Source organism: Nocardioides ochotonae, assembly GCF_011420305.2.
In the GTDB taxonomy this organism is placed as follows: domain Bacteria; phylum Actinomycetota; class Actinomycetes; order Propionibacteriales; family Nocardioidaceae; genus Nocardioides; species Nocardioides ochotonae.
In genome coordinates this window covers 2880182-2895595 of the sequence record NZ_CP061769.1, presented here as the reverse complement: position 1 = coordinate 2895595, position 15414 = coordinate 2880182, and the positions used below count along the sequence as shown (strand labels likewise).

General features: G+C 72.8%; 13 protein-coding genes. 6 read left to right on the top strand and 7 right to left on the bottom strand.

What is annotated here, in order from left to right; translation table 11 throughout:
- Window positions 1-74: 74 nt before the first annotated feature.
- Together ccrA and mce are read right to left on the bottom strand one after the other, a co-directional pair.
- Window positions 75-1415 (bottom strand): crotonyl-CoA carboxylase/reductase, encoded by a 1341-nt coding sequence (gene ccrA, locus HBO46_RS14025; protein WP_166140574.1) that lies wholly within the window; start codon window positions 1413-1415, stop codon window positions 75-77.
- Between the two features lie 139 nt (window positions 1416-1554).
- The gene (gene mce, locus HBO46_RS14020; RefSeq protein ID WP_166140575.1) at window positions 1555-2001 is read right to left on the bottom strand and encodes a methylmalonyl-CoA epimerase; all 447 of its coding nucleotides are present in this window, start codon (window positions 1999-2001) and stop codon (window positions 1555-1557) included.
- A 169-nt stretch (window positions 2002-2170) separates the two neighbouring features.
- On the opposite strand from mce, the gene HBO46_RS14015 reads away from it, so the two are divergent.
- The 5 genes from HBO46_RS14015 to HBO46_RS13995 all read left to right on the top strand — a co-directional run bounded on the left by HBO46_RS14015 (window position 2171) and on the right by HBO46_RS13995 (window position 6696).
- On the top strand, window positions 2171-3358 hold the full coding sequence (locus HBO46_RS14015; protein ID WP_166140576.1) for an acetyl-CoA C-acetyltransferase: 1188 nt from the start codon (window positions 2171-2173) through the stop codon (window positions 3356-3358).
- A gap of 6 nt (window positions 3359-3364) precedes the next feature.
- On the top strand, window positions 3365-4399 hold the full coding sequence (meaB, locus tag HBO46_RS14010; RefSeq protein ID WP_166140577.1) for a methylmalonyl Co-A mutase-associated GTPase MeaB: 1035 nt from the start codon (window positions 3365-3367) through the stop codon (window positions 4397-4399).
- A 67-nt stretch (window positions 4400-4466) separates the two neighbouring features.
- Window positions 4467-5420 (top strand): tetratricopeptide repeat protein, encoded by a 954-nt coding sequence (locus HBO46_RS14005; RefSeq protein ID WP_166140578.1) that lies wholly within the window; start codon window positions 4467-4469, stop codon window positions 5418-5420.
- Window positions 5421-5429: 9 nt separating this feature from the next.
- Entirely contained in the window at window positions 5430-6218 is a 789-nt protein-coding gene (locus HBO46_RS14000) for an EI24 domain-containing protein (RefSeq protein ID WP_166140579.1), read from the top strand.
- 52 nt (window positions 6219-6270) lie between these two features.
- Window positions 6271-6696, top strand: a complete 426-nt coding sequence (locus HBO46_RS13995) for a hypothetical protein (protein ID WP_166140580.1) — start codon at window positions 6271-6273, stop codon at window positions 6694-6696.
- Between the two features lie 84 nt (window positions 6697-6780).
- Here HBO46_RS13995 and HBO46_RS13990 read toward each other — a convergent pair whose 3' ends face one another.
- Window positions 6781-7674, bottom strand: a complete 894-nt coding sequence (locus HBO46_RS13990; RefSeq protein ID WP_166140581.1) for a LysR family transcriptional regulator — start codon at window positions 7672-7674, stop codon at window positions 6781-6783.
- A 73-nt stretch (window positions 7675-7747) separates the two neighbouring features.
- On the opposite strand from HBO46_RS13990, the gene HBO46_RS13985 reads away from it, so the two are divergent.
- On the top strand, window positions 7748-8650 hold the full coding sequence (locus tag HBO46_RS13985) for an EamA family transporter (protein ID WP_166140582.1): 903 nt from the start codon (window positions 7748-7750) through the stop codon (window positions 8648-8650).
- 54 nt (window positions 8651-8704) lie between these two features.
- Here the strand turns inward: HBO46_RS13985 and HBO46_RS13980 are convergent, their stop codons facing one another.
- The 4 genes from HBO46_RS13980 to treS all read right to left on the bottom strand — a co-directional run bounded on the left by HBO46_RS13980 (window position 8705) and on the right by treS (window position 15312).
- Window positions 8705-9733 (bottom strand): NUDIX hydrolase, encoded by a 1029-nt coding sequence (locus tag HBO46_RS13980; RefSeq protein WP_166140583.1) that lies wholly within the window; start codon window positions 9731-9733, stop codon window positions 8705-8707.
- Between the two features lie 85 nt (window positions 9734-9818).
- Complete coding sequence (gene glgB, locus HBO46_RS13975) at window positions 9819-12041, bottom strand: 1,4-alpha-glucan branching protein GlgB (protein ID WP_166140584.1); 2223 nt, start codon at window positions 12039-12041, stop codon at window positions 9819-9821.
- Window positions 12038-13588, bottom strand: coding sequence for a maltokinase N-terminal cap-like domain-containing protein (locus tag HBO46_RS13970; protein ID WP_166140585.1), 1551 nt, complete (start codon window positions 13586-13588; stop codon window positions 12038-12040). Before HBO46_RS13970 ends, glgB begins: the two co-directional genes overlap by 4 nt.
- Window positions 13585-15312 carry a maltose alpha-D-glucosyltransferase gene (gene treS / locus HBO46_RS13965; RefSeq protein WP_166140707.1) on the bottom strand — a complete coding sequence of 576 codons (1728 nt, stop codon included), beginning with the start codon at window positions 15310-15312 and terminating at the stop codon, window positions 13585-13587. Before treS ends, HBO46_RS13970 begins: the two co-directional genes overlap by 4 nt.
- Window positions 15313-15414 lie beyond the last annotated feature (102 nt).

Below are 15414 nucleotides of genomic sequence, written 5' to 3'. Positions count from 1 at the left end.
CGATGCCCGAGGGGCGGACGGGGTTCCTCACAGATGTCTGGACGGGTGGCGCCCGCGGGGGCCCGGCGAGCCCGTCAGACCCCGCGGAAGCGGTTGATCGCCGCCTCGTGCTGGGCCCGGAGCTCGGCGTTGCGCACGCCGAGGCCCTCCTGGGGAGACAGGCAGAGGACGCCGACCTTGCCCTGGTGCAAGTTGTGGTGCACGTCGAGCGCAGCCTGACCGGTCTCGTCGAGCTTGTAGGTGCGCGACAGCGTCGGGTGGATCGCGCCCTTCGCGATCAGGCGGTTGGCCTCCCACGACTCGCGGTAGTTCGCGAAGTGGCTGGAGATGATCTTCTTGAGGTTCATCCACAGGTAGCGGTTGTCGTACTCGTGCATGTAGCCCGAGGTCGAGGCGCAGGTCGTGATGGTGCCGCCCTTGCGGGTCACGAACACGCTCGCGCCGAAGGTCTCGCGCCCGGGGTGCTCGAAGACGATGTCGATGTCCTCGCCGCCGGTCAGCTCACGGATCTTCGCTCCGAACCGCTTCCACTCGCGGGGGTCCTGCTGGGTGCCCTCGTCGTTCCAGAAGCGGTAGTCCTCCTCCGCGCGGTTGATGATCAGTTCGGCGCCCATCGAGCGCGCGATCGCCGCCTTCTCCTCGCTGGACACCACGCAGATCGGGGTGGCGCCGCCGTTGAGGGCGTACTGCGTCGCGAAGCCGCCCAGGCCACCCGAGGCGCCCCAGATCAGGACGTTGTCGCCCTGCTTCATGTCGCCGCCGTTCTTGCTCACCAGCTGGCGGTACGCCGTGCAGTTCACCAGCCCCGGCGAGGCGGCCTCCTCCCAGGTGAGGTGCTCCGGCTTCGGCATGAGCTGGTTGGCCTTGACCATCGCGACCTCGGCGAGGCCGCCGAAGTTGGTCTCGAAGCCCCAGATCCGCTGCTCGGGGTCGAGCATCGTGTCGTTGTGCCCGTCGGGGCCCTCGAGCTCCACGGAGAGGCAGTGCGCCACCACGCGGTCGCCCGGCTTCCACTTGGTGACGCCGGGGCCGGTCTTCAGCACGACGCCGGACAGGTCGGATCCCACGATGTGGTACGGCAGGTCGTGGCGCTTGCCCAGCGGGGAGGTGCGCCCGTAGCGCTCGAGGAACCCGAAGGTCGAGACCGGCTCGAAGATCGAGGTCCACACGGTGTTGTAGTTGATCGCGGAGGCCATCACCGCCACGAACGCCTCACCGGGGCCGAGCTCGGGCAGCGGCACCTCGTCGACGTGCAGGGACTTGCGCGGGTCCTTCTCCTTGCTGGACACCCCCTCGAACATGTCCACCTCGTCCTTGTGCACCGTCACGGCGCGGTAGGACTCGGGGAGGGGCAGGGAGGCGAAGTCCTGGGGCGTGGCGTCGTCGGCCTGGATGGCGTCGAGAATCTGCTGCACGGGAGCTCCTAGGTCGGTGTTCCCGCGAAGATACCCACGAGTAACCAAGTCTGAACATGGGGTGTGGCGCAGGTCTCAACCAATCTGGGGGCGGGGCCCGTAGGCCCCGCCCCCAGGTCGGTACGCGATCAGCGGGGGATCAGTGCGCGGCCGGGGCGGGCTCGACGAGCTCGACCAGCACGCCGCCGGCGTCCTTGGGGTGCACGAAGTTGATCCGGGAGTCCGAGGTGCCGCGGCGCGGCGCGTCGTACAGCAGTCGCAGGCCGCGCTCGCGCAGGATCGCGCTGACCTGCTCGATGTCGGTCACGCGGTAGGCGAGCTGCTGGAGGCCGGGACCGGAGCGGTCCAGGAACTTGGCGATCGTCGAGGTCTCGTCGAGCGGGGCGAGCAGCTGGATGCAGGAGCCGGACTCGCCGACCGCCATCATCGCCTCGCGCACGCCCTGGGCCTCGTTGACCTCCTGGTGGGCCAGGCGCATCCCGAAGGTGTCCCGGTAGAAGGCGATCGCGGCGTCCAGGTCGGGCACGGCGATGCCGACGTGGTCGATGTGGGTGAACAGGTGCGCGGGGATGTCGAGGCTGGTCATGTCGACATGGTGACGGCTCGCCCCCTCGGCTTTCGACGGGTTGTGAGAAGAGCCTCAGGCGGGCCGTCCGGACGTGCCTCGCCACCCCGCAACGTCGTGGGTAGTGTCGCGGGCATCGCCCCGACCACCGGTCCGCCCCGCGGCCGGCGACCACTGGAGGAAATCCGCCATGTCCGCAACTGTCATCGTCGCCGGGGCCCGTACCCCGATCGGTCGTCTCTCGGGCGGCCTGAAGGACCTCTCCGCCGCCGACCTCGGTGGCGTCGCCATCAAGGGCGCCCTGGAGAAGGCCGGCGTCACCGGCGAGCAGGTCGACTACGTGGTCATGGGCCAGGTCATCCAGGCGGGCGCCGGGCAGAACCCGGCGCGCACCGCGGCCGTCGCCGGCGGCATCCCGATGAGCGTCCCCTCCATCACGATCAACAAGGTCTGCCTGTCCGGCGTCAACGCGATCGCGCTGGCCGACCAGCTGGTGCGCGCCGGGGAGTGCGAGATCGTCGTGGCCGGCGGCATGGAGTCCATGACCAACGCCCCGCACTTCCTGCCCAAGTCGCGCGAGGGCATCAAGTTCGGTGACGTCAAGCTGGTCGACTCGATGGCCTACGACGCCCTCTTCGACCAGTTCACCAGCCAGGCCATGGGCCTGCTGACCGAGGAGTGCAACGCCGCGGCGCAGAACCTCACTCGCGCGGAGCAGGACGAGTTCGCCGCCCAGTCGCACCAGAAGGCGGCGCTGGCCTGGAAGAACGGCGTGTTCGCCGACGAGGTCGTGCCGGTGACGGTGAAGACCCGCAAGGGCGAGGTCGTGGTCTCCGAGGACGAGGGCGTCCGCGGCGACACCACCGCCGAGTCGCTCGGCAGGCTGCGCCCCGCCTTCAGCAAGGAGGGCACGATCACCGCGGCGTCGTCCTCGCAGATCTCCGACGGCGCCTGCGCCGTCGTCGTGATGAGCAAGGCCAAGGCCGAGGAGCTCGGCCTGGAGTGGCTCGCCGAGATCGGCGCCCACGGCCAGGTCGCCGGCCCCGACTCGACCCTCCAGCTCCAGCCCGCCGCGGCCACCGCGAAGGCCTGCGAGAAGGAGGGGATCGCGCCCACCGACCTCGACCTGGTCGAGTTCAACGAGGCGTTCGCCGCGGTCGGTATCTCCTCGGCACGCGAGCTGGGTCTCGACGAGGCCAAGGTCAACGTCAACGGCGGCGCGATCGCGCTCGGCCACCCCGTCGGCATGTCCGGCGCCCGGATCGTCCTGCACCTCGCCCTCGAGCTCAAGCGGCGCGGTGGCGGCCTCGGTGCGGCGGCGCTGTGCGGCGGTGGCGGCCAGGGTGACGCGCTGATCGTCCGGGTCCCGCAGGCCTGACCTGCCGTGAGCTCCCCGAGCGGCACGACCTCCCCGAGCGGCGAGGGCGGGCCGAGCGGTGAGGCGAGAGGGGGCCGGCGCCGTCAGGCGTCGGTCCCCGACCTCGTCGCCTCCGCACGCGCCGGCGAGCCGCGCGCGGTGGCGCGCCTGGTCTCGCTCGTCGAGGACGAGTCGCCGCTGCTGCGCGAGGTGGGCGCCGCCCTGGCGCCGTACACCGGACGCGCCCGCGTGATCGGGCTGACCGGCGCTCCCGGCGTCGGCAAGTCCACCTCCACCAGCGCCCTGGTGCGGGCCTTCCGCGACGCCGGGCGCCGGGTCGGCGTGCTCGCGGTCGACCCCTCCTCGCCGTTCTCCGGCGGCGCGCTGCTCGGCGACCGGGTCCGGATGTCGGACCACGCGGCCGACCCGGGCGTCTTCATCCGCTCGATGGCCGCGCGCGGCCACCTCGGCGGCCTGGCCTGGTCGACGCCGCAGGCGATCCGGGTCCTCGACGCCGCCGGGTACGACGTGGTGCTCGTCGAGACCGTCGGCGTCGGGCAGAGCGAGGTCGACATCGCCGCCCAGGCCGACTCCACGGTGGTGCTGCTGGCGCCGGGCATGGGCGACGGCATCCAGGCCGCGAAGGCCGGGATCCTCGAGATCGGCGACGTCTACGTCGTCAACAAGGCCGACCGCGACGGCGCCGAGCAGGTGCGCCGCGACCTGCGCTCGATGCTGGCGCTCGCCGAGCGCGAGCCGGACGCCTGGCGCGCGCCGGTGCTGGCGACCTCGGCCCGCAGCGGCGCCGGGGTGGTCGAGGTCGTCGAGGCGCTCGAGGAGCACCACGCCTGGCTGCAGGACACCGGCGAGCTCGCCCGGCGCCGGGAGCGGCGCGCCCGCGCGGAGATCGAGGCGATCGCGCTGACCGCGATGCGGACCGCCTGGGGCGGCCTCGGCGGTCGGGTCGAGCTCGACGCCCTCGCGGCCCGGGTCGCGGCGGGGGAGTGCGACCCCTACGCGGCGGCCGACGAGCTGCTCGCCGCCCGCCCGGGCGCCGGCTGACCCCTGGACGCCCGCCCGCGCGGACGTGAGCGGCGCGGACGAGGCCCTCTTCCCTAGGATGTGGGCCATGACGCAGCAGCCGTTCTCCCGTCCCGGTGCCATCGACCTGTCGGCGCTGAAGCGACCGGCCCCGACGCCGCCTCCCGCGGGCGGCCCGGCCCCCGCGGCGCCCGGCGGATCCGGCGCCCCCGCCGGCGCCTCGGCGTACGTCGTGCAGGTCGACGAGACGAACTTCCAGAGCACCCTCGAGGCCTCGATGACCGCGCCGGTCGTGCTGGTCTTCCACTCGCCCTCGCAGGCGGCTGCGGGCGACACGTTCGCCGCCGACGTCGCGGCGGTGGTCTCCGAGCACGAGGGCCGGTTCCTGGCCGCGCTGATCGACGTCGACGCGTCGCCGCAGATCGCGCAGGCCATGCAGATCCCGCAGGTGCCGCTGATGCTGGTGCTGCTCGACGGTCGCCCGGCGACCCAGCCGATCCCCGGCCCGGTCCCGGTGGCCGACCTGCGCGCGATGTTCACCCAGCTGGCCCAGCAGCTCACCGTGCAGGGCATCACCGACCGCCACCAGCCGCGCCACGTCGCCGCGGCCGAGGGCGAGGAGGAGCAGGTCGACCCGCGCTACGCCGCGGCGCAGGACGCGCTCGGCGAGGGCGACATCGACCGCGCGGTGGCGGAGTACCAGAAGCTCGTCGACGCCAACCCCGCCGACGCCGAGGCCGCCGCCGGCCTGGCGATGGCCAAGGTGCTCCAGCGCACCCAGGGCGTCGACCTGAACACCGCCCGCGCCGCCGCGGCCGCGAACCCCGACGACATCGACGCCCAGACGATGGTCGCCGACCTCGACATGCTCGGCGGCCACGTCGAGGACGCCTTCAACCGCCTCGTCGACCTCGTGCGTCGTACGGCGGGGGCCGAGCGCACCCGCGCCCGCGACCACCTGCTGGGCCTGTTCGCCGCCGTCGGCAACGACGACCCGCGGGTGCTGCGGGGCCGGCAGAACCTCGCCTCGGCGCTCTTCTGAGCCGCGGCCGTGGCTGAGCACGGGGCGACCCCGGCCGGGGGTGCGGGCGCTCCTGGACGCACGGCGCTCGCGGGCGTCGCCAGGCGCTCGGGGCCCGGGCACCTCGTGCGCGGCTTCGGCATGTGGCGCCGGCGTCCGGGCCTGATGCTGCTCGGCCTGGTGCCGGCCGTCGCGGTGCTGCTGGTGCTGCTCGCGGCGTTCGTCGTGCTCCTCGTCGTGATCGGCGACCTGGTCGGCTGGGCGACGCCGTTCGTCGACGACTCCTCCGTCACCGTGCGCCGGGTCGTCCGGGTCACCGTCGCGCTGGCGGTCCTGGCCGGCTTCGTGGTGCTCGCGGCGGCGACGTTCGTGTCGCTCACGCTGCTGGTGGGGGACCCGTTCTACGCCCGGATCTGGCGGGAGACGGAGGCGGCCCTGGGCGGCCCGGTGCCCGAGAGCGAGGTCGGGCTGCTGCGCTCGCTCGGGGACGGGGTCGCGCTGGTGGTGCTCGGCCTGGCGACCACCGTGGGGGTGGTGCTGGTCGGCCTGGTGCCGGTGGTCGGCACCCTGACGGCCCTGGCAGGCGGGTTCTGCCTCTCGGCCTGGTTCCTGGCCGGTGAGCTGCTCGGCCGCCCGCTCGAGGCCCGGGGCCTGGACGGTCACGCGCGGTCCCGGCTGCTGCGCGGCCACCGGCTGCAGGTGCTCGGCTTCGGGTTGTCGGTGCAGGCCTGCTTCCTGGTGCCGCTGGGCGCGGTGCTGGTGATGCCGGCCGCGGTGGTCGGCGCGACGACGCTCGCGCGCGACCTCGTCGAGGCCTGAGGGGCCGGGCGGGACGGGGTTTCGGTCGGCGGTCGGCGGTTAGGCTTCGGGCATGCCTCGCGCCCTCCCTGCTCCGTCCCGTTCTCGTTCTCCCCGCCGCCTGGCGTTGGCGGCCTCGGCCGTCGCCTCTGTCCTGGCCGCCGGCGTGTTCCTCGCTCCGCCGGCCCAGGCGGCCTGGACGACCGGCTCCAAGGCCAACGGCGTCAAGGTCCAGGTCTGCAAGGTCCCGCTCGGCGGCGGCGACGTCCGGGTGCGGGTGCGCCTGGACAACCGGGCGTCCAGCCAGGTCTACCGCGGCACGCTGATGCGGCTCACCGGTGGCTCGGGCAGCGTCACCGTCCGCGCCACGGGCGGCTCGATCTCCGGCACGAAGTCACTGGTCGTCAAGCCGGGCCACCTGATGGGCACCGGCATCAGCGGGCCGGGCGTCGACCACGGCAGCGCGATCGGCTACGCCCGCAGCCTCGCCCGCTGCTGAGTCCCACCCCACCGCTGCTCGCCGAGTCGGGGTCAATGGTTGCGCGAGTCGGCACCCATGGTGCGGGCCGTACACCGTCCCGGGTCACCGCGCCGCGAGCAGCGCCTCGAGCATCGCGCCGAGCGCGGGGGAGCTGGTCATGCTGCGCCGGTGGACCGCGAGCACCCGGCGTACCGGCACCGGGTCGTGCATCTGCACCGCGCACAGGTCGGCACCGAGCGGTGAGCGGCCCAGCCGCGGCACGAGCGCGATGCCGAGCCGGGCCCGCACCATCGCCAGGTGGGCGTCGAACTCCCAGGACTCGTGCACGACGCGGGGCAGGTGGCCGGTGCCGACGTACATCCGCTCCAGCCACTGCCGGCAGATCGTGCTGCGCGGGGTGGCGACCCAGCCCTCGTCGATGAGGTCGCGCGGGCTCAGTCGATCGCGACCGGCGAGCGGGTGCTCCCGGTGGACCACGACGTCGGCGCGGTCGTCGGCGAGCGGGGTGATCGCGACGTGGTCGGGCACGACGAGCGGTACGTCGCCCCACTGGTGCACGATCCCGAGGTCGGCCTGATCGGTGGCGACGAAGTCGACGGCGTCCCAGGGCTCGCGCTCGGACACGGTGACCGCGAGGTCCGGGTGGGCGTCGAGCACGTCGCGCACGACCGGGGCCACCAGCCCGCAGATGGCGGTCGAGAAGGCCGCCACCCGCAGCCGTCCGGCCACGGTCCGCGCCTGCCGGTGCAGCCCGCTCTCCAGCTCCTCCAGGCCGGCGAGCAGCGGGGTGCTGCTCTCGACGAGGTGACGGCCGTGACGGGTGAGCACGACGCCACGCCCGACCCGCTCCAGTAGCGGTACGCCGGTGCTGCGCTCGAGCCGCTTGATCTGCTGGGAGACCGCGGAGGGCGTGAAGTCGAGCGAGGCCGCGGCCGCGCTCACGGATCCGTGGGTCGCGACGGCCCGTAGGGCGACGACGGCGTCGAGATCGATCATGAAGCAACGCTAAAGCAAAACGTTCACAACTGTTCGCTGGTGCTGCACGGTCACTCTCCGCGAGGCTGTCGTCGTGAACCGACGCGACTCCCTCCTCGCCGCTCTGGTCGCCTCCTTGTGGGGCTTCAACTTCGTGGTCATCGACTGGGGGATGGGCGAGGTGCCGCCGCTGCTGTTCCTGGCCTGCCGGTTCGTGCTGGTGGTCTTCCCGGCGGTGCTGCTGGTGCCGCGGCCCGACGTCTCCTGGCGGGTGCTGGCCGCCGTCGGGCTGTTCATGTCGGCCGGGCAGTTCGGCTTCCTCTACGTCTCGATGGCGGCCGGGCTGCCGCCCGGCCTGGCCGCCCTGGTGCTCCAGGCCCAGGTGGTGTTCACGATCGTGATCGCGGCGGGCGTGCTGCGTGAGCGGCCCACCCGCGCACAGGGCGCCGGGGTGCTCCTCGGCGTGGTCGGGCTGGTCGTGGTCGCGCTGGGCCGCGGCGGGGAGGTCCCGCTCGTCGCGCTGCTGCTCTGCCTGGCCGGCGCACTGTCCTGGGGGATCGGGAACGTCGTGTCGCGTGCGGCCCGGGTGCCGGGCGGGTTCGGGCTCACGGTCTGGTCGGCGGTGGTGGTCCCGGTCCCGCTGCTCGCGCTGTCACTCGTCCTGGACGGACCTGCGGCGGTCACCGAGGGGCTGGGCTCCTTCGGGTGGCAGGCGCTGGTGTCGACGCTCTACACCGCCGGGCTGGCCTCCCTGGTGGGCTACGGCATCTTCAACTCGCTGCTGGCCCGCAACCCGTCCGCGGCGGTCGTGCCGTGGGTGCTGCTGGCGCCGGTCGTGGCGATGGTGTCGGCGTGGCTGCTGCTCGCCCAGGTCCCGAGCGCGGGGGAGGCGCTCGGTGGGCTGCTGCTCGTCGTCGGCGTGCTGGTCGCCCTCCGGCCGGCGCGCGCGCGAGCGGGCGTCGTACCACTGCCGGTGCCGGAGCGCGCGGCCCGCTGAGCGCAACCACGAGCGCCGCTCACGCAACCATCAGCCCCGACCCGGGGGAAGGGGTCAGCGGCCGGACTCGGTGTACGCCGGGCCGCCGCGCTCGATGTTGGCGAGGGCGGCGGTGAGGCGGCGCAGGGTGAAGTCCGCGCAGCGCTCGGTGGCCTGCTCGAGGGTGCAGAACTCCGCCGAGCGGATCTCGCGGGCCTGGTAGACCGCACGGTCGAGGATCGCGGGGTCGTGCACGCCCCCGTCGAAGACCAGGCACAGCGCGTCGTCCCACCCGCTCCACGGCGGCAGCCAGTCGGTGAGGACCAGCGGGCCCGGCTTCACGACCAGCCCGAGCTCCTCCTCGACCTCCCGGGCGGCGGCCAGCTGCGGGGACTCGCCCACCTCGACGACGCCGCCGGGCAGGTCCCAGTCCTTCTTGTAGGTCAGGTTGCACAGCAGCACCCGCCCGGAGGTGTCGCGCAGCAGCATCTGCCCGATCGCGCGCTTGCGGGGCAGGAAGGAGTTGAGCAGCGAGCGGAAGCTCGACGGGTCGCTCACCGGCGGGTCGTCGGCGAGCCGGGCGAGCACGACGTACTCGGTGGCGGCCGGCTGCTCGCCGGTGCCGGCCACGATGCGGCGCACGCCCTCGCGGCGCAGCCCGGCGCGGCTGGCGACGCGCAGCGCGGACTCGTTGGTGGGCTCGACGTGGGCCTCGACCCGGGTCAGGCCCAGGCCGCCCTGGCCGACGGCCGTGAGCGCCCAGTCGGAGAGCACCCGCACCGCCCGGGTGGCGTGTCCCTGGCCGCGGTGGCCGGCGTACAGCACCCACTGGAGCTCGCCGGTGCTGTGGTCGTCGACGCGCACCTGGCAGCCGCCGACCAGCTGGCCGCCGACCTCGATGGCGTAGCCGATGCGGTTGCTGGTGGAGAAGCGCTCGGTCCAGACCCGGATCGCCTGTCGATGCTGGTCGGCGCTGGGGCCTTCCGCGACGCCGAGCCAGTGCAGGACTGGCTCGTCATGGCCTGCGATCGCGACCTCCACGTCGGACTCGCGCCACGCACGCAGCGTGACCGTCCCGTCGGTGAGGCTGGGCTGCTCGGTCACGCCGCCACCCTAGCCACGAGGCGAAAGCCGCCGCTGCCCGGACCGGTCCGGATGGGAGCGGACCGGTCCGGGCACGACGCGGCGATCAGTCCACGCGCCGCAGCCACACGGTGGCCAGCGGCGGCACCACGATGTCGGCGTGCGCCGGGTGGCCGAGGTGCTCGCCCTCGAGGGCCGTCACGGCGCCGAGGTTGCCGACGCCGGAGCCGGTGTAGGTGGCGGCGTCGGTGTTGAGCACCTCCTCCCAGCGCCCGGCCGCGGGCAGCGCGAGCCGGTAGCCGTGGTGCGGTGTCGCGGCGAAGTTGGCCACGCACACGAGGTCGGGCTCGCCGGGCGCGCGCCGGGCGAAGGAGAACACGTTGCGCTCGGCGTCGTTGGCGTCCAGCCAGGTGAACCCGGCCGGCTCGTGGTCCTGGGCCCACAGCGCCGGCGTCGCGGCGTACGTCGTGTTGAGGTCGCGCACCAACGAGTGCACGCCCCGGTGCTCGGGGTGGTCCAGCAGCCACCAGTCCAGCTCGCGCGACTCGGCCCACTCCGACTCCTGGCCCATCTCCGCGCCCATGAACAGCAGCTGCTTGCCGGGGTGCGCCCACATGAAGGCGAGGTAGGCGCGCAGGCCGGCCAGCTGCTGCCAGCGGTCGCCGGGCATCTTGCGCAGCAGCGAGCCCTTGCCGTGGACGACCTCGTCGTGGCTGATCGGGAGGACGTAGTTCTCCGACCACGCGTAGACGAGCGAGAAGGTCATCTCGCCGTGGTGGTGCACGCGGTGCACGGGGTCGCGCTGGAGGTAGCCCAGCGAGTCGTGCATCCAGCCCATGTTCCACTTGAAGCCGAAGCCCAGGCCGCCCTCGGAGGTGGGCTTGGTGACGCCCGGCCAGGAGGTCGACTCCTCTGCGATCGTGGTGATGCCGGGGACGCGGCGGTAGACGGTGGCGTTCATCTCCTGGAGGAACTGCACCGCCTCGAGGTTCTCCCGCCCGCCGTGGATGTTCGGCGTCCACTCGCCCTCCGCGCGGGAGTAGTCGAGGTAGAGCATCGAGGCGACGCCGTCCACGCGCAGGCCGTCGGCGTGGAACTCCTCGAGCCAGTAGATGGCGTTGGCGTAGAGGAAGTTGCGCACCTCGGGGCGCCCGAAGTTGAAGATGTGCGAGCCCCACTCCCGGTGCCAGCCGCGCTGCGGGTTGGGGTCCTCGTAGAGCGGGGTGCCGTCGAAGCGGACCAGCGCCCACTCGTCGGTGGCGAAGTGGCCGGGCACCCAGTCCAGGATCACGCCGATCCCGGCCTGGTGCAGCCGGTCGACGAGCAGCCGGAAGCCGTCGGGGTCGCCGAAGCGCGAGTCCGGGGCGAAGTAGGAGGTGACGTGGTAGCCCCACGACCCGCCGAACGGGTGCTGCATCACCGGCATCAGCTCGACGTGGGTGAAGCCGAGCTCCGCGACGTACGCCGGGAGCTCCTCGGCCAGCTGCTCCCAGGAGCGGTCGCGGCGCCAGGAGGCGAGGTGCACCTCGTAGGTCGACATCGGCCGGGCGACGGCCGGCTGCTCGCCCCGCGTGCGCATCCACTCCTCGTCGCCCCAGGTGTAGGAGGACTCGAAGACCCGCGAGGCGGTCTTCGGCGGCTCCTCGGCCCAGGTGGCCATCGGGTCGGCCTTCTCGCGCCACACCCCGTCGGCGCCCAGCACGGCGTACTTGTACGCCGCGCCGGAGCCCACGCCGGGCACGAAGATCTCCCAGACGCCGGAGGAGCCGAGCTGGCGCATCGGGTGCTCGCGCCCGTCCCAGGCGTTGAAGTCGCCCTTGAGCCGGACCCCGCGGGCGTGCGGGGCCCACACCGCGAAGGAGGTGCCGGTGACCTCGCCGAGGACGCTGGGGTAGTGGCGCACGTGGGCGCCGAGCACCCGCCACAGCTCCTCGTGGCGACCCTCGTTGACCAGGTGCAGGTCGACCTCGCCGAGCGTCGGCAGGAAGCGGTAGGGGTCGTCGACGACGCTCGGGTCGCCGTCGTAGGCGACCGAGATCCGGTAGTCCGGCACGTCGGCGACCGGCAGCACGCCGACCCAGACGCCCTCGTACTCGTGCTCGAGGCGGGTCGCGGCGTGCCCGTCGGGGGTGGCGTACTGGACGGTGACCGAGGAGGCCAGCGGGCGCAGCACCCGCACCGTCACCCCGCCCTCGTAGGGGTGGGCGCCGAGGATGCTGTGCGGGTCGCCGTGCTCGCCCCGGACCAGCAGGTCGAGCTCGCTGCGGTCCACAGGGCGGCGCGCGGCGGCGGCCCGCTCGGTGGGACGTTCGGTGGGGCGGTTGTTCATGAGGCTCCGATCCTCGCGATCGCGGTGAGGGGGATGGTCACCCAGCTCGGCCGGTTGCGCGTCTCGTAGACGGTCTCGTAGACGGCCTTGTCGGCGATGTAGGCGTCGAGCAGCACCCGCTGCTCGGGCGTCAGCGGGCCGCCGGCGTAGGCCTGGAGGAAGTGCTCCTTGTTGCGCTCGGACCACTCCTCGGCCCGGTAGGCGCGTTGGGCGGCGCCCTCGGGGTCCTCCTCGGCCAGCGAGCGGCCGACCACCTGCGGGGCGTAGTCGAAGGAGCGCAGCATCCCCGCGACGTCGCGCCAGGGGGAGTCGGGCAGCTGCCGCTCGGCCAGCGGCCGGGCGGGCTCGCCCTCGAAGTCGACGATCTTCCAGCCGCCGGAGGTGCGCAGGGTCTGGCCCAGGTGCAGGTCGCCGTGCACGCGCTGCACCTCGATGGTGCCCAGCCCGGCCAGCCGGTCGTACGCCGCGCGCAGCGTCTCGGCGTACGCCTCCAGGGGCGGTACGACGGCGAGCGCGTCGCTGAGCCGCTGCGTCATCGCCTCGGCCAGCGAGCCCGCGTCGCGCTGCGAGCGGCCGAACTGCGTGGCGAGCACGCCGTGCACCTCCCGCAGGGACTCGCCCAGCCGGGCCGCCTCACCGGCGAAGTCGCCGCCGACCTCCTCGGCGTGCAGGTCGGCCTCGGCGAACAGGTCACGCACGCTGGCCAGCGCCAGGTCCCAGCCGTCGGTGCCGGTGCGCAGGAACTGCTGCAGCATCGCCAGCTGGAGCACCGGTGCCTCCGGCCCACCGGGGTCGTCGGCGGCGTGCTCGCCCTCGGGGTCGCCCGCGCCGTGCTGTCCCTCGGGGTCGCTCCACTCCACCCAGCCGTAGAGCGCGGCGACGTGGTCGGAGCCGGCGCGGGTGAGGGCCTCGTGGACGGCGATGTCCGGGTTCGCGCCGGGGGTGAGCTTGCGGAACAGCTTCATCGCCGCGTGGTCGCCGAAGAGCACCGTGGAGTTCGACTGCTCGCCGGAGAAGAGCGCCGCGGTGGCGTGCGGGTCGAGGTCGTGGCCCGGCGTGCGGTGGAAGACCAGCCCGGTTGCCGGGTCGGTCCACACCCCGCCCTCGACCGGCACGGCGTCGACGAAGGTGCGCAGCCAGGCGGCCATCGCGTCGCGGTCGTGCAGCGCGTCGTAGGCGTGCACCCAGCCGCGGCCCGGCTCCTCCCACCAGCCGATGAAGGCGTGGTCGAGGCGCTCGACCGGCTCGGCGTACAGGGTGAGCGGCACCTGGTAGAGCTCGGTGGCCGCCTCCCCGCCGGGGGCGTCGTCGTAGGTGAGCTCGACGAGGTGGTTGACCACCCGCGGCTCGACCTCGCCGGTGCCCGGCACGTCGCCGAGGCGCCGGATGCCGCTCACGGTGAAGGAGCGCCCCTTGCCGGCGAACCAGCGGGTCTTGACCAGGTAGTCGGCGAAGATCTGGGGGTCGAGATGGGTGCTGGAGTGGCTGGAACTGCTGGACGGGCTGGACGGGCTGGACGGGCTGGACGGGCTGGAAGGGGGAGTCACAGCAACGTCGCCTCCTCGTTCTTGTCGGACTCGGAGAGCCGGAACCAGTAGAAGCCGTAGCCGCTCAGCGTGAGCAGGTAGGGCAGCTCGCCGATGCGGGGGAACGGCACGCCCCCGAGCAGCTCGACGGGGATCATCCCCTCGAAACGGCGCAGGTCCAGCTCGACGGGCTGGGGGAATCGGGAGAGGTTGTTGACGCACACGATCACGTCGCGGCTGCCGTCGCTGCGCTCGTGCTCGCGGGCATAGCTGAGGACCGAGGGGTTGGACCCGCCCAGGTCCACGAAGGAGCCGAGCCCGAACGCCGCGTGGTTGCGGCGCGCGTGGATCATCCGGCGCGTCCAGTGCAGCAGCGAGGAGGTGTTCTCCAGCTGGGCCTCGACGTTGACGGACTGGAAGCCGTAGACCGGGTCGTGGTTCAGCGGCAGGTGCAGCTTGCCCGGGGTCGCCGAGGAGAACCCGGCGTTGCGGTCCGGCGTCCACTGCATCGGGGTCCGCACGCCGTCGCGGTCACCGAGCCAGATGTTGTCGCCCATGCCGATCTCGTCGCCGTAGTAGAGGACCGGCGAGCCGGGCAGCGACAGCAGCAGCGCGCAGAACAGCTCCATCTGGTTGATGTCGTTGTCCAGCAACGGCGCCAGGCGCCGGCGGATGCCGATGTTGGCCTTCATCCGCGGGTCCTTGGCGTACTCGTTCCACATGTAGTCGCGGTCCTCGTCGGTGACCATCTCCAGGGTCAGCTCGTCGTGGTTGCGCAGGAAGATGCCCCACTGGCAGCCGCTCGGGATCGGCGGCGTCTGGTCGAGGATCTCCGAGATCGGGAACCGCGACTCCCGGCGCACCGCCATGAAGATGCGCGGCATCACCGGGAAGTGGAAGCACATGTGGCACTCGTCGCCGCCGGACTCGTAGTCGCCGAAGTAGTCCACGACGTCGGAGGGCCACTGGTTGGCCTCGGCCAGCAGCACCTTGCCGGGGTACTTCTCATCGACGTAGCGACGCACCTTCTTGAGGAAGTCGTGGGTCTCGGGGAGGTTCTCGCCGTTGGTGCCGGGCCGCTCGTAGAGGTACGGCACGGCGTCGAGGCGGAAGCCGTCCAGGCCCATGTCGAACCAGAACGCGATGGCCTCGAGGATCGCGTCGTGGACCGCGGGGTTGTCGAAGTTGAGGTCGGGCTGGTGGCTGAAGAACCGGTGCCAGTAGTACTGCTGGCGCACCGGGTCCCAGGTCCAGTTCGAGGGCTCGGTGTCGACGAAGATGATCCGGGCCTCGGAGTAGAGCTCGTCGGTGTCGGACCAGACGTAGAAGTCGCCGTACGGCCCGTCCGGGTCCTCTCGGCTGGCCTGGAACCACGGGTGCTGGTCGCTGGTGTGGTTCATGACGAAGTCGATGATCACGCGCATGCCGCGCGCGTGCGCCTCGTCGAGGAAGTGGTGGAAGTCCTCGACCGTCCCGATCTCGGGGAGGATGTTGGTGTAGTCGGAGACGTCGTAGCCGCCGTCGCGCAGCGGCGAGGAGAAGAACGGCGGCAGCCACAGGCAGTCCACGCCGAGCCACTGGAGGTAGTCCAGCTTCTCGGTGAGGCCGCGGAAGTCGCCGATGCCGTCGCCGTTGGAGTCGCGGAACGAGCGCACCAGGACCTCGTAGAACACCGCGGTCTTGAACCAGTCCGGCGTGCTCGTCTGGTCGTCGGGGAACGGGTCGCCCTCGGGGCTCTGGCCCATCGGGCTCACGTGCGCCCCGGACTCGCTGCGTGCGGGTGGCTCGGAGTCGGCGGGCCGCCCGGTCTCGTCGGGCTGCGCGTCGTCGGGCTGTGTCTCGTCGTG